This window comes from Dyella acidiphila (genome assembly GCF_014863405.1).
Classification (GTDB): Bacteria; Pseudomonadota; Gammaproteobacteria; order Xanthomonadales; family Rhodanobacteraceae; genus Dyella_B; species Dyella_B acidiphila.
Map to the genome: position 1 here is coordinate 441,315 of NZ_JACZZA010000001.1, position 23,236 is coordinate 464,550.

The following is a 23,236-nucleotide window of genomic DNA, read 5'->3' on the forward strand; positions in this document are numbered from 1 at the left end:
CCTGTTTGCCGCGCCGTAGGCGAATCCGGAGAATACCGTCCGGGCCGGCGGCCGAACACCTCGCCGCAACACCCGGACCACGCCCTGCAGCCACCAGCCACACGACGGAGCCCCCATGACCGAACGCGAAACGATGGAATACGACGTTATCGTCGTTGGCGCGGGGCCGTCCGGGCTGTCGTTCGCCATCCGCCTCAAGCAGCTCAAGCCCGAGCTGAGCGTGTGCGTGATCGAGAAAGCCTCCACTATCGGCGCGCAGATCCTGTCCGGCGCGGTGATCGAGCCGCAGCCGCTGGACGCCTTGCTGCCCGGCTGGCGCAACAACCCGCCGCCGATCTGCGTGCCGGCAGCCGACGACGAATTCTGGATGCTCAGCAAGACCGGCGGCCGCAAGCTGCCGGTGCCGCCGGGCATGAAGAATCATGGCAACTTCATTGTTTCGCTGGGTGCGCTGTGCGCCTGGCTGGCGCCGCAGGCCGAAGCGCTGGGCGTGGATGTGTTCCCCGGCTTTGCCGCGGCCGACACTGTTTATAACGAAGACGGCTCGGTGGCCGGCGTGCGCATCGGCGACATGGGCGTGGCCAAGGATGGATCGCACAAGCCCGGCTACACCCAGGGCATCGACATCAAGGCCAAGGTCACCGTGCTGGCCGAAGGCGCGCGCGGCAGCCTTACCAAGCAACTGATCAAGCGCTTTGTGCTGGACCGGGACAGCGATCCGCAGGGCTACTCGATCGGCATCAAGGAATTGTGGCAGCTGCCGCCCGGCCGCGTTGCGCCCGGCAAGATCGTGCACAGCTTCGGCTGGCCGGCCGACAGCCACACCTACGGCGGCAGCTTCCTGTATCACCTGGACCAGGACCGCATTGCGCTCGGCTATGTGAGCGGACTCGACTACAGCGATCCGAATTACCAGCCGTGGGAAGCGTTCCAGCAATGGAAGAACCATCCGATGGTGAAGCCGCTGCTGGAAGGCGGCAGCATCGTCTCGGCCGGCGCGCGCGCGATCGTCACCGGCGGCTACCAGTCGCTGCCCAAGCTGGAAATGCCGGGCGCGCTGCTGATCGGCGACACCGCCGGCCTGCTCAACGTGCCCAAGATCAAGGGCACCCACCAGGCGATCAAGAGCGCCATGCTGGCGGCCGAGCACCTGGCCGCGAATGATCTCAATCCGGCCGGCTTTGACGGCAAGTTGCGCAGCTCGGAGGTCATGGCCGAGCTCAAGACGGTGCGCAATATCAAGCCCGGCTTCAAGAAGGGCCTGTGGTTGGGCATGTTCAACGCCGCCTGGGAAACCATCACCAAGGGCAAATCGCCCTGGACCTTGAAGAACAAGGCCGACTGGTCCTCGCTGCATAAACTCGGTGCGCAGGAAGAGCCCAAGCGCGATTACGTGCAACGCGAACTGCCTCCGCGCGATCGCCTGGCGGGCGTCTACTTCGCCGCCACCGAGCACGACGAAGACCAGCCGATCCATCTGCATGTTGCCGACACCTCGGTTTGCGTCAGCCAGTGCGCAGAGGAATACGGCAACCCCTGCACCCGCTTCTGCCCGGCCAGCGTCTACGAAATCGTCAACGAAGCCAAGCCCGACGGCAGCAGCGGCAAGCGCCTGCAGATCAACGCCGCCAACTGCGTCCACTGCAAGACCTGCGACATCAAAGATCCCTACCAGATCATCAACTGGGTCACGCCGGAAGGTGGCTCCGGCCCGAACTACCAGAATCTGTGAACCTCGATCTCGCCTGGCGCCTGGCGCGCCTGCATCAGCTGATCCGCCGCGCCTGGGGCAGCCTTGCGCTGCGCGGTTGGAAAGGCACGCTGCAGCGCGTGGCCGAATCGCTTCGTCCGCAACGCGATGATTCGTCAGCCGCGGCTTGGCCGGCTGCGCCCGATGCTTGGCAGCCCGGCGATGCCGGTCGGCGCCGCCGCATTCTGGCGGTGGATGCCATGGTGCCCAATCCGGCCCGCGATTCCGGTTCGCTGCGCCTGTGCATGCTGTTGCAGATCCTGCATCAGGACGGCTGGCACGTGGACCTGCTCGCCGACGATGGCCATGCCACTGCCGCCGACGCCGCGCAGTTGAGCGCGTATGGCATCCACCTGCATCGCAGCGGCGTGATGCCGTGGCTGCGCCAGCATGGGCAGACCCTGGATGCGGTGCTGCTGTGCCGATTGTCGGTGGCAGCGCAATATCTGTCGCCGAGCAAGCGGCTGGCGCCCAGGGCGATGCGCATCTTCGATACCGTCGACCTGCATTTCCTGCGCGAAAAGCGCGCGGCGGAAATATCCGGCAGCCGCCGCATGCAGCAGCAGTCGGCCGCTTCGCGGCGGCAGGAACTGGCGCTGATCGGCGAGAGCGATATCAGCTTCGTGGTCAGCCCGGTCGAGCTGGAACTGCTGCGTCAGGAGTTGCCGCACAGCCGGGTCGAGCTGGTCAGCAACATCCACGAGATTCATGGCCGCAGTACGCCGTTCGCCGGCCGGCGCGATCTATTGTTCGTCGGTGGCTTCGGCCATCCGCCCAACGAAGATGCGATGCGCTGGTTCGTGGCCGAGATCCTGCCCCTGCTGCGTGCACGCGATGCAAGCCTGTGCCTGCATATCGCCGGGGACATCGCCCCCGCGGCACAACGCAGCCTGTCTCAGCCCGGCGTGGAAATCCATGGCCGGGTCGACGACCTTTCAGCACTGATGAACCAATGCAAGGTCTCGGTGGCACCGCTGCGTTTCGGTGCCGGCGTCAAAGGCAAGGTCAATATGGCGATGAGCTACGGCCTGCCCGTAGTCGTTACGCCGATTGCCGCCGAAGGCATGCATCTGGTCGATGGTGAGGACGCCCTGATCGCCGATAGCGCCGCAGCCTTCGCAGCAGCGATATGGCGCGTCTACCACGACGAAGCATTGTGGCTGCGGCTCTCCGACAACGGCCTGAGCAGCGTCAAACGCCACTTTTCGCCTGAACTGGCGCGCGCCGCCCTGCACCGGGCGCTGCCGGCCGCCGCCGCAACGGAACCGCACGCCCCATGAAGCGCCTGCTCCATTTCGCCAAGCAATTCCTCTCCAGGCATCCCGGCCTGCGCCGCAAAATCGTCAATGCGATCTACCGCATACCGGCGCTCGACATGCGCCTGCGCGCCGTACTTGACCAGCGCGACGAAGCGGCCTGGGCCCGGATCGATCCAGCCGACCTGCCGGACGATGTGCGCACCGTCTGCATGCGCTTGCGCCAGCGCGTGGAACGCCGATGAAGCTGTTGCTGGATCTCCAGGGCGCGCAAAGCCAGAGCAGGCATCGCGGCATTGGGCGACATACGCTGGCACTCACCCGCGCATTTCTGACGCGTGCCGGCGCACATGACATTCGACTGCTGTTCAACGCGCGCTTCGGCGCACCCGCCGACACGCTGATCGCCACGTTGGGCAAGCATGCGCTGCCCGAACGCCGGATCATGCTCGACATGCCCGAAGGCATTCGCGCCCAGCCAGGCGGCAATACGTGGCTACGGCAGGCGGCGGCATGCACGATGCGGCACGCGATCGAGAACCTCGATGCGGACGCCGTCTGGTACAGCAGCCTGCTCGAAGGCTACAACGACGACGCGGTACTGCCGGATGCACCGCCTGCCGGCGTGGCCAGCATCGCCACCCTGTACGACGTGATCCCGCTGCACAATCCGGACGCCTATCTTGGGCATCCGCGTGTGCGCGAATGGTACGAGCAAAGCCTGCAGCTGCTGCGCCGCTGCGACCTGCTGCTGGCCAGTACCGAATGGGTTCGCCAGGACGCGATCGAACGCCTGCAGCTTGCGCCGGAACGCGTCGTCACTGTCGGTGCGGCCGTCGATGAAAGCTTCCGCGCACCCGCGCCGGATCCCGCCGCCAGCGAAGCGTTATACCGACGGCATGGCATTGTGCGTCCGTTCGTGCTCTACAGCGGCGGCTTCGACGAACGGAAAAATGTCGCGGCCTTGATCGAAGCATTCGCCGGACTGCCGGAAACACTTCTTCGCAGCCACCAACTGGTGATCGTCGGGCGTGCCAGCGATGACGAGAAAGCGCGACTGGACGACGCGGCACGCAAGGCCATGCTGCCGGCGGACACGATCATCTATACGGGCTTCGCGCCGGACCAGGAGTTGATCCGGCTGTATGCGGAATGCGCGCTGTTCGTTTTTCCTTCGCTGCTCGAAGGTTTCGGCCTGCCGCCGCTCGAAGCGATGGCCTGCGGCGCACCGGTGATTGCCAGCCATGCCGCCAGCCTGCCGGAAGTGATCGGCCGCGACGATGCGATGTTCGATCCCACTCGCGTGGACAGCATTACCGAAAGGATGGCCGCCGTGCTGGGCAATCCCGCGTTCGCCGCGGAACTTCGCCAGTACGCCCTGGTGCGGGCAGCGCAATTCAACTGGAATACGGTCGCCGGCCGGGTGCTGGACGCGATCCAGGATTGCATGCAACGGCGTACGCCGCGCGCGGCAACGTCCGCGCCCGCAACACCAGCACGCATTACCTGCGTACGTGCCGGCGACACGCCACTGCCAGGCTGGCTCGATGAACTTGCCGCAGAGGTCGTCACCCCGGCGAGTCTGCCCGCAGGCAGCGACACCCAGCAGCTGCTCTATCTGGCGGAAGCCGATACCGCGGCCCAGCTCGAGCCGCTTATGCAGATGCATCCCGGCGTAGTGCTGACGCAAGAGAAACTGCAGCAGGTGACGGCCGCGCCCGCAGCAGCTGTGTTGCAGGCGGCGTATGAAGCCGGCGGATATGCCGCTTTGCTGGCCATGCACAACGGCGGCACGCAGGCGACCGATCCGCGACTGATACCACTGCTCAAACACTCACTGGCCGTGCTGTGCACGGATCCCGCCATCGCGCAGCAGCTGCGTGACCAGGCCAGCGCCATCGCGCTGCCGCCGATCGCCGACTTGCCGGCAGATGGCGCCGCCACGATCTGCGCCGAGCGCGTGGCGCACGCCTATGCCACGCACCCGCTGGCACGCGAAGCGCAACTGTTCGATGCGATTGCAGCGATCGACGGCAAGCCCAATGAGCACGACCTGGCCGCCATCGCCGCCACCATCGTGGCGGCACGTGCCCCCGGGCCCATGCGCCGATGGCTGGTGGATGTCAGCAGCATCGCCGCGCAGGACATTCGCACCGGCGTGCAGCGAGTGGTCCGCAATACGCTGTTGCATTGGCTGAAAACGCCACCCGCCGGCGTGCGCATCGAACCGGTGCGCTTCAGCGGCGGCCGCTACCGCTATGCACGCGGCTACACGCTCGACCTGCTCGGCCTGACCGGCCTTGTGCTGCCGGACGAAGCGGCGGAGATCGCTGCCGGCGACAGCTTCGTCGGTCTCGACTGGGCGATGGATACCATCGCGCAAGCCGAGCCGCAGCTGCGCGACTGGCATCGCCGCGGCGCGAGCCTGCATTTCCTGGTGCACGACCTGCTGCCGATGGCGTTGCCGGACATGTTCCATCCTTACGCGCGCGGCCGCTTCGAAGACTGGCTGCAGCGCATCGCATGCATCGCCGACCAGCTGGTCTGCGTTTCGCGCGCCACCGCCAGCGACCTGCGTCGCTGGCTGGCTGCGCAGGCGCTCGATTACCAATTCGGCGCGGTACCCGTCATCAGCGCATCGCCGCTTGGCGTCGACGCCCTGCTCGGCCAAGGCACGGCAAACCTGCGCCAGCCATTGGCCACTGCCACGCAGACGCGTCCCACGCTGCTGATGGTGGGAACCATCGAACCGCGCAAGGGCTACGACCAGGCGCTGGAAGCCTGCGAAGCGCTGTGGAATGCCGGTGTCGATGTCAATCTGCTGATCGTCGGCAAGTTCGGCTGGCTGATGGAAACGTTTCGGACGAGCGCCGAGAGCCATGCCCAGCGTGGGCAGCGGCTGTTCTGGATCGACGATGCCGGCGATGCGGAGCTGGATGCGATCTATCGCGCAAGCACGCTGTTGCTGGCCGCCTCCTGGGGCGAAGGCTATGGCTTGCCGCTGATCGAGGCGGCGCGGCGCGGACTGCCGGTGATCGCCCGCGACATCCCCGTATTCCGTGAAGTGATGGGCGAACAGGCGCAGTACTTCACTGCACCGACGGCGGCCGAACTCGCGGCCGCATTGCGCCAGGCGCTGGCCTCGCCGCCGTCCGCCGCCGCCACCGTTGCCTGGCCGTCCTGGGCAGAGAGTGCGGCCGGCATGGCCCACACCGTTGCCGCGCTGCCGCGGGCCTGAAGCCGGCCCAACCATGCGCGTCCGCATGGTTGGGCCAATCCGGTTAGAATGCCCGTTTGCACAGCAATCCCATACGCCCGCGGGCGTCCGGTAGAAGGAAACGCAGATGAAGATTCTGGTCGGCTACAAGCGCGTGGTGGACTACAACGTCCGCATCCAGGTCAAACCCGACGGCACCGGCGTGGTGACCGACGGCGTGAAACTCTCGGCAAACCCTTTTGACGACATCGCGCTGGAAGAGGCATTGCGCCTGCGCGAGAAAGGCGTCGCCGAAGAAGTGGTGCTGGTGGGCATCGGCCCCGCCGACCTTACCGCGCATCTGCGCAACGGCCTGGCGATGGGCGCCAACCGCGCCATCCATGTGGTGACCGCCGATGCCGTGCAGCCGCTTACCGCCGCACGCACGCTGTTGAAGCTGGTGGAGAAGGAACAGCCGGGCCTGGTCATTCTGGGCAAGCAGGCCATCGATGATGACGCCAACCAGACCGGCCAGATGCTGGCCGCGCTGTGGGATCGTCCGCAGGCCACCTTTGCCGGCAAGGTCGAGATTGCCGGCGGCAAGGCCACCGTGACGCGCGAAGTCGACGCTGGCCTGGAAACGATCGAAGCCGAACTTCCCGCCGTGATCACCACCGACCTGCGCTTGAACGAGCCGCGCTTTATCAAGCTGCCGGACATCATGAAGGCCAAGTCCAAGCCGATCGACACGATCGAGTTTGCGTCGCTGGGCGTCGATACGCACGACCAGCTCAAGACCACCCACTACGCCGCACCAGCCAAGCGCAGCAAGGGCGTGATGGTGAAGGACGCGGCCGAACTGGTCGCCGCACTCAAGCAGAAAGGTCTGCTCTAAGCAGCCGCCTGGACGAAGGAGACACCCATGAGCAAGATCCTGGTTATCGCCGAACATCTGGACGGCAAGCTGAACCCCTCCACCGCCCGCGCCGTCAGCGCCGCCGTGGCAGTGAAACCCGAAGCCATCGATGTGCTGGTACTCAGCGACAAGGTCGACGCCATCGCCGCCGAAGCCGCCAAGATCGAGGGCGTCAGCCGCGTGCTTACCGTTGCGCGCAGCGAAAACGCACATCCGCTGGCCGCCGTACTGGCCCCGCAGATCGCCAAGGCCGCAGCCGGCTACAGCCACGTCTTCGCGCCCTCCACCACCTTCGGCAAGGACGTCGCACCGCGCGTCGCCGCCCTGCTGGGCGTCGCCCAGCTCAGCGATGTGATGAGCGTGGAAGGCAGCCATACCTTCAAGCGCCCGATCTACGCCGGCAACGCCATCATCACGGTGGAAGTCGATGCCGCGCATGCAGTAGTCGCCACCATCCGCACCGCCTCCTGGCCGGCCGCGGCGAGCGGCGCCGGCAACGCCGCCATCGAAGCGATCAACCTCGATGTGACGCTGCCCAGCCACACGCGCTTCGTCGAGCTCAAGCAGGGCAAGAGCGATCGTCCGGACCTGCAGAGCGCAGGCAAGGTCGTGTCGGGCGGCCGTGGCGTGGGCTCGAAGGAAAACTTCGAGATCATCTACAAGCTGGCCGACAAAATCGGCGCGGCCGTGGGTGCATCGCGCGCCGCGGTGGATGCCGGCTACGTACCCAACGAGCTGCAGGTGGGCCAGACCGGCAAAATCATCGCGCCGGAGCTGTATATGGCGATCGGCATTTCCGGCGCAATCCAGCATCTGACCGGCATCAAGGACGCCGGCACCATCGTGGCCATCAACAAGGACGCCGAAGCGCCGATCTTCGAGATCGCCGACATCGGCCTGGTCGGCGATCTGTTCAAGCTGATTCCCGAGCTGGAACAGGCGATCGGCTGATCTGCCTCCGTGCGCCGGGCCGAAACCCGGCGCACGACGCGCAAGCTTCACGCGGTCGGCACCCGCTGCTCCGAACGTGTTCGCGTTTACGCTACGGAAGGCGGTAGGCGTTAGCCCGAGGTCCGGGATACATCCGGCATCTGGCCGTAATCACGCATACCCTTTATTTTCGCAAACTCGTTTCCAGGCGCCCCATACCAAGCATGCATCGCGGACACCCGAGTCAGCCCGCCACCGCCGCCTCCGTTACCAGGGACATCAGCGCGTTCTGGCTGATCGCCATGGGCGTGCTCGCCGGCGTGGTGTTTCCCCTGACCAGTCTGCTCGCCGCCAAACAGAATGCCGACGGGATTCTGCCCGCGCTGATGTCCACCCAGAAATTGACCTGGTATTACTGGGACCAGGACCGCTTTCTCAATCTGCTCCCCGCACTGGCCTGGCCCATCCCGGACGTGGAATGGAATCTGCGCCTGCAAGTTTTCCTGCGCGCGTTTTTTTCCTTTCTGGCGCCGCTGGGCATTTTGTATTTTTTCAGTCAATCGCGGCGCTTGCTGATTCCCGCGGTTGCGCTGGCAAACTGCATCATGGGGCTGAGCTTTGCTTGGCCGGCCCTGTTCAATCTGTATGTGGAATGCAATCCGTTCGGCACCTCCATGACCTTGCTGGCACTGGCGCTGTTTACCCTGCGCCGCGGCGAGGGGCGAATCGGCTGGCTGCTTTTGTCAGTGTTGATCGGCACCGTGGCATACGCCACCAATATCGCGTTGCTGGCCATGTCCCTGCCGCTGATCGGCCTGAGCTGGGTAACCGGAACGCTGCCGCGCAAGCAGGCGTTTACGTTCCTGCTCATCAACATCGCCAGCATCGTGCTTGCCTACCTGCACTCTAAACACTTCGGCAGCGGCCTGACCCCGATCAACGAGCTGGCCATTTCCTGGGAAGCCATCAAGGCGGGCTATCAATCGGTTGCTGCCAACGTGTCGACGGCGGCGCTGCTGGTGCTGAGCGTATGCGCCATGGCGTGGGGGATCTATGCAAAAGCGCCGCATCGCTATGCCATCGTGTTGCTGGTGCTCGGCTCGGCCGCGCTGGTGGGGGTGCTCTCCTGCTCGATCTGGCCCCAAATAAACACCTATCACATCCGCTATTACATCGTCTTTCTTATCGCCATCGTGGCCGCAGACAGCTATCTCATCGTGCATGGCCTGCTCTCGCTGCGAAAGCTGCCTATTCCCGTGCTACCCGTAGCCGCGGGCCTGCTGTGCGTGGAAATCTTCATCGGCCTGCATGGCTTCTCCAGCAACTATTCCAAACTTGTCGACAATATGTGGCTGCCGCGCTCGCAGGCGGTGGCCCAAACCGCCCATGCGCAGCATGCGCAGCTGATCATCGGCGACTACTGGGAGGCATGGCCTGCCGCGTTCGAAGCGAATGCATTGTTCCCGCAGTGGAAAAACCGCTATGCGCAAACCTATGGCGCCAGCTGGCGGGCTGCCATATTGAGTGCGCGCATCCAGCGGATCGCCGGCCAGCATGGCATTCGCGCACTGTGCATGAAGAACGATCTGGCCTTCTGCCAGAGCATGACCACCATGGCCATGCATGTGCAGGCGACTATCGTGCCCGGCACGGTGCAGGACATCACCGTGGCCGGCGTTCCGATGCTGCTGATGAACGTGACCCTGGCGTCCTTCGATTCCCTGCGCACCACGCCCACGACACATTGAGCGGCCGGCAGCGGCTGGCGGCTTCAGCGGCCGAGTATGCGGCGCACCGCCGCTACGACCCGCTCCACGTCGCCGTCGGCCAGGGCCGGCGACAAGGGCAGGCTGACTGTTTCGCGCCCCAGTTTCAGCGCATGCGGCCATTGCTCCGGACGCCAGCCGAACCGCTCCTGATAATAGGGGTGCTCGGGAATGGACAGGTAATGCACACCCGTGCCGATGCGCGCGGCGTTCATCGCATCGAGGAACGGGTCCCGCTCGATGCCACAGCGCGCTGCATCCACCATCACGGTATACAAATGCCGGCCGTGGCGCGTGTCCGCCGCGGCCGCGGCCGGCAAGCCCAGCGGAAGCTCGGCCAGGGCCTGGTCGTAGCGCTGCCAGATCGCCTCGCGGCGCCGCCAATTCTGCTCGACCCGCGCAAGCTGATGCAGTCCTAGCGCCGCCTGCAGGTCCATCATGTTGTATTTGAAGCCGCACTCGACGACCTGGTAGTGCTTGTAGCCTTTGTCGCCGAAGCGATGCCAGGCGTCCTTGCTCATGCCGTGCAAGGCGAGGATGCGCGCACGCGCGACCTGCTCTTCGCTGCGGCCAAGGATCATGCCGCCCTCGCCGGTCACCACGTTCTTGGTGACATAGAAGCTGTAGCAACCGAAGTCGCCGAAGGTGCCCAGCGACTGGCCCTGGAACTGCGCCTCCACTGCATGCGCACAGTCCTCGATCACCACCAGATCGTGCTTGCGCGCAATCGCCATGATCCGGTCCATCTCGCACGGGCGCCCGGCGAAATGCACCGGCAGGATCGCCCGCGTGCGCGGCGTGATCGCCGCTTCGATGGCGGCCGGATCGATGTTCTGGGTCAGCGGATCGACATCCGCCAGCACCGGCACCAGCCCGGCATGCACGATCGCGTTGACGGTGGCGCAGAAGGTCAGCGGCGTGGTGATGACTTCCGCGCCCGGCTCGATACCTGCCGCCAGCATGCTCACGTGCAGCGCCGCCGTGCACGAATTGACGGCCGCCACGCGCGGCTCCTGCACACCGCGGAATGCGGCGAATTGCTGCTCGAACTGCGCCACCCGCGGCCCGGTGCCAAGCCAGCCGGAACGCAGGCAGGCGACCACTTCCTCGATCTCGGCCTCGCCGATCTGCGGCGCGCCGAACACCAGGAAAGGCAACGATTCGGATTCGGCACTCATAGGCGGCTTGATACACGCATGACGGCTCAGCCCTGCTCTTCCTGCAGCACGCAGGCCACCAGCCGTTCGACCATGGCTTCCAGCGTCAGATCCGGCGTGTGCAGGTGCATCTCCGCGGCCTGCGGTGCTTCATACGGCGAGTCGATGCCGGTGAAGTTGCTGATCTCGCCGGCGCGCACCTTGCGGTACAGCCCCTTCGGATCGCGGCGTTCGCATTCTTCCAGCGGCGTGTCGACGAACACTTCCACGAACTCGTACTCGTCGAACAAGCTGCGGGCGAATTCACGTTCGCTGCGGAACGGCGAGATCACGCACACCAGCACAATCAGGCCGGCATCCACCATCAGATGCGAAACCTCGGCGACACGGCGCACGTTTTCCACGCGCGCCTCCGGCGTAAAGCCGAGATCGCGGTTGAGGCCATGGCGCAGGTTGTCGCCGTCCAACAGATAGGTATGGCAGCCCAGCGCGCTCAGGCGCCGCTCCAGCAAGTTGGCGATGGTCGACTTGCCCGCGCCGGAAAGGCCGGTGAACCACAGGCAGCGCGGGCGCTGGCCCTTGCTGCGCGCGCGCAGGCGCTTGTCGATATCCAGCTGCTGCCAATGCACGTTGGAGGCGCGGTGCAAGGCGAAATCCAGCATGCCGCAGGCCACCGTGGCATGCGTTTGCCGGTCGACCAGGATAAAACCGCCCAGGGCGGGATTGGTCGCGAAGCTTTCGAAGGCCACCGGGTGATCGAGATCGAGATTGGTATAGCCGACCTCGTTCAATTCCAGGCGATGCGCCGCCAGCTTGGCCTGCGTGTTGACATCCACCTTGTGCTTGATCGAGGTGACGCGTGCATTCACCGTCTTGCTGCCGATCTTCAGCCAGTAGCCGCGATTGGGCAGCAGCGGTTCGTCGCCCATCCACAGCAGATGCGCGGCGAACTGGTCGGCTTCCGGGGCGGGGCGCGCGGCATCGGCAATCACATCGCCGCGGCTGGCATCGACTTCCCGATCCAGCGTCAGCGTCACCGCCTGGCCGGCCTGCGCCTGCGGCAGGTCGCCGTCTGCAGTAACGATGCGTGCAATGCGTGCGCGGTGCGTACCGGGCTGCACCACCACTTCATCACCCACCTTCACGTGACCGCCGCGGATCGTGCCCGCATAACCACGGAAGGACTGGTCCGGACGGCTCACCCACTGCACCGGCATGCGGAAATCCACTGCCTGCAGCGGGTCGACCTGTACGGTCTCGAGCAGCTCCAGCAGGCTCGGCCCCTGGTACCAGGGCATCTGCGCCGAATGCTGGCCGACGTTGTCGCCGTGCCGCGCCGCCACCGGCAAGGCATGCACGCTGGCGATGCCGAGCGCGCGCGCCAGCTCCGCATAAGCGTCGCGGATCGTCTCGTAGACGTTCTGGCTGTACTCGACCAGATCCATCTTGTTGACCGCCAGCACTACTTTGCGAATGCCCATCAAGGCGCAGATGTAAGTGTGCCGCCGCGTCTGCGGCAGCAGACCCTTGCGTGCATCGACCAGCACCACCGCCAGATCCGCGTGCGAGGCGCCGGTAGCCATATTGCGCGTGTACTGCTCGTGGCCGGGGCAATCGGCCACCACGAAACTGCGCCGCGCACTATGGAAATAGCGGTAGGCGACGTCGATGGTGATGCCCTGCTCGCGCTCCGCATCGAGCCCATCGGTGAGCAGCGAGAAATCCAGCACCGTTCCATCCGGATGCAGCCGCGCGCTGTCGCGGCGCAGGGCCTCGATCTGGTCGTCCGGCAGCATGCCGGCATCGAAGAGCAGCCGCCCGAGCAGGGTGCTCTTGCCGTCATCGACACTGCCGCAGGTGATGAAACGCAGCAGGCTGCGTGCAGGCGTAGGCATGTCAGCCATCAAAAATAACCTTCCAGCTTCTTGCGCTCCATCGATGCGGCCGGATCCTGATCGATCACCCGCCCCTGCCGCTCCGACGAGCGCGCGGCTTCCATCTCCGCAATGATCTCGTCCAGCGTCGCCGCCTGCGATTCGATCGCACCGGTCAGCGGATAGCAGCCCAACGTGCGGAAACGCACCATGCGCTGCTCGATGGTTTCGCCTGCGCGCAGTACAAAGCGATCGTCATCCACCATGATCAGCGCACCGTCGCGCGCCACCACCGGCCGCGGCTTGGCGTAATACAGCGGCACCACCGGAATGGCTTCACGCCGGATGTAGTGCCATACATCCATCTCGGTCCAGTTCGACAAAGGAAATACGCGCACGTTTTCGCCTTTGTGGATATGCGTGTTGTAGAGATGCCACAACTCCGGGCGCTGACGCTTGGGATCCCAGCGATGCTGCGCATTGCGGAAGGAAAACACGCGCTCCTTCGCGCGCGCCTTCTCCTCGTCGCGCCGTGCACCGCCGACGGCCGCGTCAAAACCGTATTTGTCTAGCGCCTGCTTGAGCGCCACGGTCTTCATCACATCGGTATGTACGGTAGCGCCGTGCACCAGCGGCGAGATGCCCTGGCGGACCCCGTCTTCATTGATATGCACCAGCAGGCGCAGATCGGGTGCTGCCCCTACCTCGTCGCGGAACGCGATCATCTCGCGGAATTTCCAAGTGGTATCCACGTGCAGCAGCGGAATCGGCGGCCGCCCCGGATAGAACGCCTTGCGCAGCAGATGCAGCAGTACCGAGGAATCCTTGCCGATCGAATAGAGCATCACCGGCCGCTGGAAGCTGGCCGCCACCTCGCGAAAGATATGGATGCTTTCGGCTTCAAGCTGGTCCAGGTGACCTGAAAATGAGCTCATCGGGCGGGGTGCTGAATGGTTGACAGTGAATTCTGCCATGACTGGCCGGCCCAGCAGTACGGCCGCCCCTCCCCGGGAGCATGGTTGGCCCAAGCGGACTACCCGTCCCGGCTATCCCTTACCGGTGCCGGCCGCGGCCGCCGCAGGAATTCCCGCCGGCGCCTCACGCCCCCTTCGCAGCGGCCGTCCCGTCCACAGAAATCTGCGAATATGGCATGATTAACAAGTATTTGTGCGGCCAGAGGGGCACGCTGCACATCTGTTGCGCAGCGTCATACAGCACCAGGGAATCAAATGAAAGTAACCGTAATTGGCTCAGGCTATGTTGGCTTGGTGACTGGCGCCTGCCTATCGGAAATGGGAAACGACGTCCTCTGCTTCGACGTCGACCACAGCAAGATCGCGCTGCTCAACAGCGGCGGCGTACCGATTCACGAGCCTGGCCTGGCCGAACTGATTCACCGCAACGTCGCCGCTGGGCGCCTGCGCTTCAGCACCGAGGCGGCCGCCGCGGCGGCTCATGGCGTACTGCAGTTCATCGCCGTCGGCACCCCGCCCGACGAAGACGGCTCGGCCGATCTCAAATATGTGCTGGCGGCGGCCAGGAGCATCGGCCAGCACATGAGCGAGTACAAGGTGGTGGTCGACAAGTCCACCGTGCCGGTCGGCACCGCCGACAAGGTGAGCGCAGCGATCGCCGACGAGCTGGCCCAGCGTGGCGTCGAGCTGCCCTTCACCGTGGTCTCGAACCCGGAGTTCCTCAAGGAAGGCGCGGCCATCGAGGATTTCATGAGTCCCGATCGTGTGGTGATCGGCTCGGAAGAACCGCGCGCGATCGAACTGATGCGCGCCCTGTATGCGCCCTACGTACGCAATCACGAACGCTTCCTGGTAATGAGCACGCGTTCGGCCGAGCTCACCAAATACGCCGCCAACTCGATGCTGGCCACGCGCATCAGCTTCATGAACGAGCTGGCGGAGCTGGCCGAGCACACCGGCGCGGATATCGAATCGGTCCGTCTGGGCATCGGTTCGGATTCGCGTATCGGCTATTCCTTCCTGTATGCCGGTTGCGGCTACGGCGGCTCCTGCTTCCCGAAGGACGTCAAGGCGCTGATCAAGACCGCCAGCGGCCATGGCCAGTCCCTGCGCGTGCTCAGCGCCGTCGAAGAAGTGAACAACCGGCAGAAGCATCTGTTGGCCAAGAAGGCCAAGGCCGCACTTGGCGGAACCTTGAGCGGCAAGCATTTCGCACTGTGGGGCCTGGCTTTCAAGCCCAACACCGACGATATGCGCGAAGCGGCCAGCCGCGAAATCATCGCCGACCTGCTGGCCGAGGGCGCCACCGTCACCGCTTACGACCCGGTCGCCATGGACGAAGCCCGGCGCATCTACCAGGATGAGCAGCGCATCAGCTTCAGCAACCATCCGCTCGCCGCCTGCCAGGACGCCGACGCCCTGCTGATCGCCACGGAGTGGAAGGAATTCCGCAATCCCGACTTCGACGCGATCAAGGACAAGCTGCGCCAGCCGATCATCATCGACGGCCGCAACTTGTACAGTCCCGCCGCGATCCGGCAGCAGGGCTTCACCTATCACTCCATCGGCCGCCATTGAGAACAACGCCACGGACATGAGCTATCAACAAGCCCCCAAAGTACTGGTCACCGGCGGCGCCGGCTTCCTCGGCTCTCATCTTTGCGACCGCCTGATCGCGCGCGGCGAAGACGTGCTGTGCGTGGACAACTTCTATACCGGCAGCAAGCGCAACGTCGACCAGCTGATCGATCATCATCGCTTCGAGCTGATGCGCCACGATGTGACCTTCCCGCTGTACGTGGAAGTGAACCGCATCTTCAACCTGGCCTGCCCGGCCTCGCCGATCCATTACCAGCACGATCCGGTGCAGACCACCAAGACCAGCGTGCATGGCGCGATCAACATGCTGGGCCTGGCCAAGCGGGTCGGCGCACGCATCCTGCAGGCCTCCACCAGCGAGGTCTACGGTGATCCGGAAGTGCATCCGCAGCAGGAAGGCTACTGGGGCCGCGTCAATCCGATCGGCATCCGCAGCTGCTATGACGAAGGCAAGCGCTGTGCCGAAACGTTGTTCTTCGATTACCGCCGCCAGCACAATCTCGAAATCAAGGTGGTGCGCATTTTCAACACCTACGGCCCGCGCATGCATCCGCATGATGGCCGCGTGGTGAGCAACTTCATCGTGCAGGCGCTGCAGGGCGAAGACATCACCATCTACGGCGACGGCAGCCAGACACGCAGCTTCTGCTACGTCGACGACCTGGTCGAAGCGATCCTGCGCACCATGGACACGCCGGCCGAATTCACCGGCCCGGTCAACATCGGCAATCCCGGCGAATTCACCATGATCGAACTCGCCGAGATGGTGCTGCGCCTCACCGGCAGCAAATCCAGGCTGGTGCGCCAGCCGTTGCCGCAGGACGATCCCAAACAACGCCAGCCGGACATCTCCCTCGCCAAGTCCGCTCTCGGCTGGGAGCCCAAGGTGTCGCTGGAAGATGGGCTCAAGGAAACCATCGCTTACTTCAAGAGGCTGCTGCAGGCATGAAGCTCTCCGTCATCATCCCTTGCTATAACGAGGAAAAGACGATTCGAACGATCGTGGACGCGGTGCGCGCCTCGCCCTACGAATCCAAGGAAATCATCGTCGTCGACGATTGCTCCCGCGACAACACGCGCGCCATTCTGAAGAGCGAGATCGCGCCGCTGGTGGACCAGATCCTCTATCACGAGGTGAACCAGGGCAAAGGCGCCGCCTTGCGCACCGGCATCCAGGCCGCCACGGGCGACATCGTGGTGATCCAGGACGCCGACCTGGAATACGACCCGAACGAATACCCGCTGCTGGTCGAGCCGATTCTCCACGACAAGGCCGATGTGGTGTTCGGCTCCCGCTTCATGGGCGGCCATCCGCATCGCGTGCTTTATTACTGGCATCGCCTGGGCAACGGCTTCCTCACGCTGCTGTCGAACATGTTCACCAATCTGGACCTCACCGACATGGAGACCTGCTACAAGGTTTTCCGTAGAGAGATCATCCAGGGCATTGCCATCGAGGAAAATCGCTTCGGCTTCGAGCCGGAGATCACCGCCAAGCTCGCCAAGACGCGCTGCCGCATCTACGAAGTGGGTATTTCCTACTACGGCCGCACGTACGAAGAAGGCAAGAAGATCGGCTGGAAGGACGGCTTCCGCGCGCTGTACTGCATCGTGAAGTACAACGTATTTCGATAAACGCCCCACCCCTGCGGTCGAGCCGGCGCGCCCTGCGCCCTCGACGCAGGAGGCGTAGCCGGCGCGCGGCGCCCTCCCTGGCAAACGCTTGCCGGCGCGCAACTGACCGGACAGCTTGAGGAATGAACATGGCGCACGTGAAAGCTACTGATCGATCCGGGTGGCTGCGCGCGTGGCCGGCTGTGCTGCTCGCCGCGGTAGGTATCTTCGGCTATCTGCTCAATACCACGCACTGGTTCACCATGGTTCCCGGTGACCTGGGCGATCCGCGCTTCAACAGCATCATCCTTGAGCACTTCTACCAATGGCTGCAGGGCAAGAGCGCCAGCCTCTGGTCGCCGGAATTTTTTTACCCCTATGCGGATGCGCTGGCGTTCAGCGACAACCATTTCGGTACGGCATGGATTTATAGCCTGGGGCGTTTTGCCGGGCTTTCGAGAGAAACCGGTTTTGATGCCTGGTTCTGCACCGGCTTTCTGCTGACCTATGTCTGCTCCGTCTATGCCGGACGAAAATTCGGATTCGGCTGGCCGGCAGCGGCTGCCGCCGCTTTCATATTTACCTTTTCGCCTGCCATGCTGGCGCAGGAATCTCACGCGCAACTTATTTACCGCTACGCGATTCCGCTGGCCGTACTGGAGCTTTGGCGCATCGTGGAACAGCGCCAGCGCGAGCGCCTGCCCTGGCTCGGGATCTGGATGGCCGTCCAGTTCTTCTGCTCCATCTATCTCGGCTTCTTCCTGACCATGCTGGTCGGCGCCATCACGGTCGCCAGCATCGCCATGTCCATGCCGCTGCGCCGGCCGTTTTGGGCGGAACCGGCCGAATCCAAACGCCCCCAGCAGATCGGCGCCAAGTTAGTGTCGGCGCTGCTCTGGCTAGGCCTCCTGCTGATGCTTGGGCAATATCACGCGGTCGCGAAGAAATATGGATTCCGCCACGACCCCGGCGAAATCCGCAACATGCTTCCGCACATTGGCAGTTATTTCATTGCGGACGGAACGAAAATCGACGCCTGGATGGGGCGTTGGGTAACCAACATTCCCATGCGCCATGAGCACCAGATGTTTTTTGGCCTGATCGCTTGCATCCTGGCTTTGATCGGTGTGCTGCTCGGCCGCCGAACCAAGCAGTGGTCCCGTCCCGTAAGCATCCTTGGCATTGCCTTGCTGCTGCTCATCGCCCTGACGCTCTCGGTGCACGGAATTTCGCTCTATCGCGTGGTGATGCGGATCCCCGGCTTCAATTCCATCCGCGCCGTTACCCGCATTTCGCTGGTGATGCTGCTGCCCGTGGCCTGGCTTGCGGCAACCGGCATCGAAACGCTGGCAGGCCGTTTTCCGCGTCTGCGGCTGCATGCGTTTCTGGCCATCGCGGTATTGCTCGCCATCGAGCTCGTCAGCTACACAACCATGCACGTTCCCAATGCCGAGTGGAGGGATCGCCTGAGCGCGCTCTACAGCGGCGCGAAGCCTGCGCCGACAACGCAACCGCCGATTATTTTTGCGCTCGAAACTTCACACGAATCCTATCGCCTCATCAACCGGGAACTGGACGGCATGATGCTGGCGCAGGATCTTGGCGCTCCGTCGGCCAATGGGTACTCCGGCAACCTGCCCAGGGATTTCGGCAGCGCCGACTCCTGCATGACCGGTGCATATCGCCTGATCAACGGCGCGGCCTTCCGGCACCTGCCGGCCACGGACGTGTCGAGCATGCTGCGCCGGCTTACCGTGCTGCCCGCCAGCTCCCAATGCCCTGATTTCTCGGCGCTGCAGGTTTATACGGGCCCGCTGCCGGACAACGTCTTCCAACAGGTCTCCCTCAGCGTGGTCGACCAAAAATCGGACGGCTCCGACTATCTCGTCACGGTCGAATTGAAAAATCGCAGCGATCACTATTTGCCTGCGCTATCGACTGACGACAAGCCCGTGCAATTTTCCTGGCAATTTGTCAGCAAAGGCCAGGTGCCCGATAGCGGCGCGTGGACACCCCGATCGCCACTGGCAGCCGACGTTGCTGCAGGCAGCGACTACCGGCAGATCCTGCGAGTCACGCCGCCCAAAGCCGCCGGGCAATACACGCTCGCCCTGACGCTGGTGCAGGACAAAGTCAGTTGGTTTCACGACAAGGGCATGCACATCGCAGTGGGCAACGCGCCCATCCAGGTGCCGAATCCCTGAGTGGGCGCTCCGGCGACCACCACATCTCTTGCGCAACGCCGCCCGCGCAGATCGCCTGACGTCAGCTCGGCCTTCTGTATTCGGATGCCTGTACCAAGCAACCGAATTTAGTTAAAAAAGACGGAGAAACAGGCTTTTACGCGCCTGTAGTCGACAAAGTCCGGATCTCCCTTTGGAGCACAAATTCCTGCGCCGGCGATGAAGCAACCCGCAGGAGACGAAAGATGTCGGAGAGGGTGCCCTGCCCTTCACATATGGATGCCCATCGCCAACTGCGCAGCAGCCGTGGCCATTCACGCCATCGCGACGCCGGGATGGCCTCCTGACGCCCTGGACGCAAGCACACTTGATTCGACGGCCACGGGTAGGACCGCGTCACGATTTTCTACGTCGAACTAGTCTATTTAGCCGCAAATAGCGGGTAAACTTACGAATGACGTGTTTTCTGCCGTCATGAACCTGTGTCTTTGCATTAAGTCCTGCGCAACTGAGGGGAAAACGCTTGACTTCACCGCCACTGGTCGTGGACCTCGACGGGACGCTGATCCATTCGGACATGCTGCACGAGTCCACCTTGAAAGTCCTTCGCGAAAGGCCTCTCGACGTGCTGCGCATTCCGTTCTGGCTGCTGCAGGGCAAGGCCGTTCTAAAAAGCCGCTTGGCTGAACGGATGGCGCTCGATCCCCACTTGCTTCCCTATAACGGCGCATTGCTTGAATGGCTTAAGCAGCAGCGCGCATCCGGGCGCAAGCTGGTGTTGTGCACAGCTTCCGACTCTCGAATAGCGCAGGTCATCGCCGATCACCTGGGCATCTTCGATGAAGTCATCGCCAGCGACGGAGCGACGAACCAGGCCGGACAGCAGAAGGCCGAAACCCTGCAAGCGCGCTTCGGCAAAACAGGCTTCGATTACGCCGGCAACTCGTCCGCCGACCTCAAAGTGTGGAAACACGCTCGCCACGGCATCGTGGTCAACGCATCCGCAGGCCTGGCCACGCAGGCAAAAGCTGTCTGCGAGATAGAACAGGTATTCCCCGCTCCATCGGCGGGGTTGAGCACTTGGAGCAGAGCTCTTCGCGTGCATCAGTGGATGAAGAACGTGCTGCTCTTCATGCCCTTGCTTGCCGCCCACCAGCTGACCAATGTGCAGGCATGGAAGGATCTACTGCTCGCCTTCATCGCGTTCAGTCTCTGTGCGTCATCTGTTTACATCTCCAACGACTTGCTCGACCTCGACAGCGATCGCCAGCATTTACGCAAACGCAAGCGTCCTTTTGCGTCCGGCACGCTTCCTGTCTTCCTGGGTGTGCTGGTTTCGCCGCTATTGCTGGCAGCAAGCCTGGTGCTGGCCGCGCAGATCGGCACGTCGTTCTTCCACTGGCTGCTACTGTATTTTGCGCTGACGCTCGCATACTCATTCGGCATCAAGCGCCTGATGCTGCTTGATTGCCTCACCCTCGCCATGCTGTACACGATCCGTATCGTGGCCGGCGCGGCAGCTGCAGGCCTGACACTTTCATTCTGGCTGCTGGCTTTTGCCGTATTCCTGTTCCTGTCCCTGGCGTTCCTGAAGCGCTATGCCGAACTGGAAAGCCAGTCATTGCAAGGCAATACCAAGGCGCACGGACGCGGCTATTACACCTCCGATGCGCCACTGCTCCAAACGCTTGGGGTCGCGGCCAGCTACGCATCCGTGCTGGTGCTCGCCCTCTATCTCAACAGCGAGGCGGTGACCAAGCTCTATCGCACCCCTGAGTTCGTGTGGGGCGCCGTGCCGATCATGGCGTTCTGGGTCAGCTGGATGTGGATGCAGGCGCATCGCGGCAATATGCATGACGATCCGGTGGTGTTTGCCCTCAAGGACAAGGCCAGCCTCGCCACCGGCGTCGCATTCGCCGCCGTACTTGCGCTGGGCGCGCTGGTCTGACGTGGCCAAGGTAGCGTCCTGGGGAAGACTGCACTCGTGTCAGCACGAGCTGCACGTGCTATCCGACCGGGTCCCGATCGAGCAGCAGCTCCATGCAGACAAACCCGGCCTGGCCTTTGGTCGGGGGCGCAGCTATGGCGATGTCTGCCTCAATCCCGACGGCGTGCTCTGGCTTACTTCCGGGCTGGACAAATTCATCCACTTTGACGAAGCCAGCGGGATGCTTCGCTGCGAAAGCGGCGTGAGCCTGCGCGATATCCAGCGCGTATTCGTACCCCGCGGCTGGATGCTGCCCGTATCGCCCGGTACGCAGCTGGTTTCCGTCGGCGGCGCCATCGCCAACGATGTACACGGCAAGAATCACCACGTGCACGGATCGTTCGGCGACCATGTACACCGCATCGTGCTCAAGCGAACGGATGGCAGCTCGCTGGAATGTGCTCCGCATCTTCAGCCGGATTGGTTCCGGGCGACGGTCGGCGGTCTCGGTCTGACCGGTGTGATCAGCGAAGCGGATATCCAGCTGCGCCGGGTCGAGGGGCCGTGGCTGGATGCCGAGACCATTCCGTTCCAACGCGTGGATGAATTCTTCCCGCTCGCCGATGCCTCCGAAGCGGAATTCGAATACACCGTCGCGTGGATCGACTGCACCTCGGGCGAGGCCGGGCGCGGCCTGCTTATGCGGGCGAACCATAATTCGGACACATCCTGGCCGGTCACACACAAAGCGCCTCGAACGATGCCGCTGGTACCGCCCGTTTCCCTGGTCAATGCGCTGTCGCTGAAGCCGTTCAACGCGCTTTACTACCACTCCAACCGGATGCGGGATGCGCGCGCGCATGTTTTTTTTGAGCGCTTCTTCTATCCACTCGACAACCTGCTCGAATGGAATCGCATGTACGGCCCGCGCGGCTTCTACCAGTATCAAAGCGTGGTTCCGCGCGCAGCGGGCGCCGACGCCACCAAGGAAATGCTGCGCCAGATCGCCAAGTCAGGCGAGGGTTCATTCCTCGCCGTGCTGAAGACATTCGGCGCCCGCGCACCCCTGGGCATGCTCAGCTTCCCCATGCCGGGGGTCACGCTGGCACTCGATTTCCCGAATCGCGGCACCAAGACCCACGCCTTGTTCGAACGGCTCGATGCGGTGGTGCGCGAAGCCGGCGGCCGCCTGTATCCGGCCAAGGACGCGCGCATGCCGCGGCAGCTTTTCGAAGCAGGCTATGCGCAGCTAGGAACGTTCCTGCCATTTCGCGATCCGGGCATCAGCTCGGCCATGTCGCGCAGGTTATTGGGATCATGACCAGGAAAGAAAACATGAAACGCATTGTGATCGTGGGCGCGACCTCGGCCATCGCCGAACATTGCGCCCGATGCTGGCTTGAAACGGGGCCGGCCGACATGCTCCTGCTCGGCCGCGATGTACCTCGGCTGGAACGCGTTGCTGCCGACCTGAAAGCGCGCAGCCCGGACTCCTCGCTGCAGACTGCGCAAGCCGATTTTCTCTCGCCGGACGATATCCAGGCATGGGCAGCGCGTGCTTACGGGGCAGGCCCCGTGGACATCGTGCTGATTGCGCATGGCACGCTGCCCGATCAACCGCAATGCCAGGCAGATCTTGCCGCGAGCAACACGGCCATGGCGATCAACGGCATATCACCGGTACTGTTTGCCGAGGCCTTTGCGGGACGCATGCAGCAGGCCGATCACGGCACCTTGATCATCATCGGCTCCGTCGCGGGCGATCGCGGACGAAAGTCCAATTACGTCTACGGCGCCGCCAAGGGACTGGTCACTCGCTATGCGCAGGGCCTGCAGCATCGGCTGGCTGCTTCCCAGGTCCGCGTGGTGTTGGTAAAGCCGGGCCCGACGGATACGCCGATGACGGCGCATCTGAAGGAAGCCGGCACAGGCCTGGCCAAGGTCGAGGACGTCGCTCGCGCGATTGTTTCCGGCGCGCAGAAGGGCAGCCGCACGGTCTATGCCCCGGGCAAGTGGGGTTTGATCATGATGATCATCCGGCATTTGCCGTTCAGTGTTTTCAAGAAGCTCAATATCTAAATATCTGGAGCGTCG

17 protein-coding genes are annotated in these 23,236 nt (G+C 63.7%); 14 read left to right on the forward strand and 3 right to left on the reverse strand.

Annotated features, from left to right (window positions below):
• Positions 1 to 115 precede the first annotated feature (115 nt).
• The 7 genes from IGX34_RS02145 to IGX34_RS02175 all read left to right on the forward strand — a co-directional run bounded on the left by IGX34_RS02145 (position 116) and on the right by IGX34_RS02175 (position 9,796).
• Complete coding sequence (locus IGX34_RS02145) at positions 116 to 1,732, forward strand: electron transfer flavoprotein-ubiquinone oxidoreductase (RefSeq protein WP_192554010.1); 1,617 nt, start codon at positions 116 to 118, stop codon at positions 1,730 to 1,732.
• Positions 1,729 to 3,030: a glycosyltransferase gene (locus tag IGX34_RS22405; protein WP_192554011.1), complete on the forward strand. Its 1,302-nt coding sequence runs from the start codon at positions 1,729 to 1,731 to the stop codon at positions 3,028 to 3,030. Before IGX34_RS02145 ends, IGX34_RS22405 begins: the two co-directional genes overlap by 4 nt.
• Positions 3,027 to 3,251 carry a hypothetical protein gene (locus tag IGX34_RS02155; protein WP_192554012.1) on the forward strand — a complete coding sequence of 75 codons (225 nt, stop codon included), beginning with the start codon at positions 3,027 to 3,029 and terminating at the stop codon, positions 3,249 to 3,251. Before IGX34_RS22405 ends, IGX34_RS02155 begins: the two co-directional genes overlap by 4 nt.
• Complete coding sequence (locus IGX34_RS02160) at positions 3,248 to 6,244, forward strand: glycosyltransferase family 4 protein (protein WP_192554013.1); 2,997 nt, start codon at positions 3,248 to 3,250, stop codon at positions 6,242 to 6,244. The genes IGX34_RS02155 and IGX34_RS02160 overlap by 4 nt, the downstream gene beginning before the upstream one ends.
• Before the next feature lie 106 nt (positions 6,245 to 6,350).
• Positions 6,351 to 7,097 (forward strand): electron transfer flavoprotein subunit beta/FixA family protein, encoded by a 747-nt coding sequence (locus IGX34_RS02165; protein WP_192554014.1) that lies wholly within the window; start codon positions 6,351 to 6,353, stop codon positions 7,095 to 7,097.
• Between the two features lie 27 nt (positions 7,098 to 7,124).
• Positions 7,125 to 8,069, forward strand: coding sequence for an electron transfer flavoprotein subunit alpha/FixB family protein (locus tag IGX34_RS02170; RefSeq protein WP_192554015.1), 945 nt, complete (start codon positions 7,125 to 7,127; stop codon positions 8,067 to 8,069).
• A gap of 203 nt (positions 8,070 to 8,272) precedes the next feature.
• Entirely contained in the window at positions 8,273 to 9,796 is a 1,524-nt protein-coding gene (locus IGX34_RS02175; RefSeq protein WP_192554016.1) for a hypothetical protein, read from the forward strand.
• Between the two features lie 23 nt (positions 9,797 to 9,819).
• Here the strand turns inward: IGX34_RS02175 and IGX34_RS02180 are convergent, their stop codons facing one another.
• Genes IGX34_RS02180 through cysD form a run of 3 tightly spaced genes read right to left on the reverse strand, consistent with a single transcriptional unit; the run spans position 9,820 to position 13,780 of the window.
• Entirely contained in the window at positions 9,820 to 10,992 is a 1,173-nt protein-coding gene (locus IGX34_RS02180; RefSeq protein WP_192554017.1) for a DegT/DnrJ/EryC1/StrS family aminotransferase, read from the reverse strand.
• Positions 10,993 to 11,018: 26 nt separating this feature from the next.
• Positions 11,019 to 12,875 (reverse strand): sulfate adenylyltransferase subunit CysN, encoded by a 1,857-nt coding sequence (gene cysN, locus IGX34_RS02185; RefSeq protein WP_192554018.1) that lies wholly within the window; start codon positions 12,873 to 12,875, stop codon positions 11,019 to 11,021.
• On the reverse strand, positions 12,875 to 13,780 hold the full coding sequence (gene cysD / locus IGX34_RS02190; RefSeq protein WP_238482133.1) for a sulfate adenylyltransferase subunit CysD: 906 nt from the start codon (positions 13,778 to 13,780) through the stop codon (positions 12,875 to 12,877). The genes cysN and cysD overlap by 1 nt, the downstream gene beginning before the upstream one ends.
• A 294-nt stretch (positions 13,781 to 14,074) precedes the next feature.
• On the opposite strand from cysD, the gene IGX34_RS02195 reads away from it, so the two are divergent.
• From IGX34_RS02195 to IGX34_RS02225, 7 genes are all read left to right on the forward strand, one after another.
• Positions 14,075 to 15,397 (forward strand): UDP-glucose dehydrogenase family protein, encoded by a 1,323-nt coding sequence (locus IGX34_RS02195; protein WP_192554020.1) that lies wholly within the window; start codon positions 14,075 to 14,077, stop codon positions 15,395 to 15,397.
• A 16-nt stretch (positions 15,398 to 15,413) separates the two neighbouring features.
• Positions 15,414 to 16,367, forward strand: coding sequence for a UDP-glucuronic acid decarboxylase family protein (locus IGX34_RS02200; RefSeq protein WP_192554021.1), 954 nt, complete (start codon positions 15,414 to 15,416; stop codon positions 16,365 to 16,367).
• The gene (locus tag IGX34_RS02205; protein ID WP_192554022.1) at positions 16,364 to 17,053 is read left to right on the forward strand and encodes a glycosyltransferase family 2 protein; all 690 of its coding nucleotides are present in this window, start codon (positions 16,364 to 16,366) and stop codon (positions 17,051 to 17,053) included. Before IGX34_RS02200 ends, IGX34_RS02205 begins: the two co-directional genes overlap by 4 nt.
• A 128-nt stretch (positions 17,054 to 17,181) precedes the next feature.
• Positions 17,182 to 19,236: a hypothetical protein gene (locus tag IGX34_RS02210; protein ID WP_192554023.1), complete on the forward strand. Its 2,055-nt coding sequence runs from the start codon at positions 17,182 to 17,184 to the stop codon at positions 19,234 to 19,236.
• Between the two features lie 502 nt (positions 19,237 to 19,738).
• Positions 19,739 to 21,163, forward strand: coding sequence for a UbiA family prenyltransferase (locus tag IGX34_RS02215; protein ID WP_192554024.1), 1,425 nt, complete (start codon positions 19,739 to 19,741; stop codon positions 21,161 to 21,163).
• A gap of 1 nt (position 21,164) precedes the next feature.
• Complete coding sequence (locus IGX34_RS02220) at positions 21,165 to 22,463, forward strand: FAD-binding oxidoreductase (protein WP_192554494.1); 1,299 nt, start codon at positions 21,165 to 21,167, stop codon at positions 22,461 to 22,463.
• Positions 22,464 to 22,477: 14 nt separating this feature from the next.
• Complete coding sequence (locus IGX34_RS02225) at positions 22,478 to 23,221, forward strand: SDR family NAD(P)-dependent oxidoreductase (protein WP_225737141.1); 744 nt, start codon at positions 22,478 to 22,480, stop codon at positions 23,219 to 23,221.
• Positions 23,222 to 23,236 lie beyond the last annotated feature (15 nt).

What these genes read in the sequence shown, in the direction of transcription:
- IGX34_RS02170 (WP_192554015.1), top strand. Translation starts at nt 7,125, where the DNA reads ATGAGCAAGATCCTGGTTATCGCCGAACATCTGGACGGCAAGCTGAAC.
- IGX34_RS02175 (WP_192554016.1), top strand. Translation starts at nt 8,273, where the DNA reads ATGCATCGCGGACACCCGAGTCAGCCCGCCACCGCCGCCTCCGTTACC.
- cysN (WP_192554018.1), bottom strand. Translation starts at nt 12,875, where the DNA reads ATGGCTGACATGCCTACGCCTGCACGCAGCCTGCTGCGTTTCATCACC.
- IGX34_RS02165 (WP_192554014.1), top strand. Translation starts at nt 6,351, where the DNA reads ATGAAGATTCTGGTCGGCTACAAGCGCGTGGTGGACTACAACGTCCGC.
- IGX34_RS02225 (WP_225737141.1), top strand. Translation starts at nt 22,478, where the DNA reads ATGAAACGCATTGTGATCGTGGGCGCGACCTCGGCCATCGCCGAACAT.
- IGX34_RS02195 (WP_192554020.1), top strand. Translation starts at nt 14,075, where the DNA reads ATGAAAGTAACCGTAATTGGCTCAGGCTATGTTGGCTTGGTGACTGGC.
- IGX34_RS02180 (WP_192554017.1), bottom strand. Translation starts at nt 10,992, where the DNA reads ATGAGTGCCGAATCCGAATCGTTGCCTTTCCTGGTGTTCGGCGCGCCG.
- IGX34_RS02145 (WP_192554010.1), top strand. Translation starts at nt 116, where the DNA reads ATGACCGAACGCGAAACGATGGAATACGACGTTATCGTCGTTGGCGCG.
- IGX34_RS02210 (WP_192554023.1), top strand. Translation starts at nt 17,182, where the DNA reads ATGGCGCACGTGAAAGCTACTGATCGATCCGGGTGGCTGCGCGCGTGG.
- IGX34_RS02155 (WP_192554012.1), top strand. Translation starts at nt 3,027, where the DNA reads ATGAAGCGCCTGCTCCATTTCGCCAAGCAATTCCTCTCCAGGCATCCC.
- IGX34_RS02200 (WP_192554021.1), top strand. Translation starts at nt 15,414, where the DNA reads ATGAGCTATCAACAAGCCCCCAAAGTACTGGTCACCGGCGGCGCCGGC.
- cysD (WP_238482133.1), bottom strand. Translation starts at nt 13,780, where the DNA reads ATGAGCTCATTTTCAGGTCACCTGGACCAGCTTGAAGCCGAAAGCATC.
- IGX34_RS02160 (WP_192554013.1), top strand. Translation starts at nt 3,248, where the DNA reads ATGAAGCTGTTGCTGGATCTCCAGGGCGCGCAAAGCCAGAGCAGGCAT.
- IGX34_RS02205 (WP_192554022.1), top strand. Translation starts at nt 16,364, where the DNA reads ATGAAGCTCTCCGTCATCATCCCTTGCTATAACGAGGAAAAGACGATT.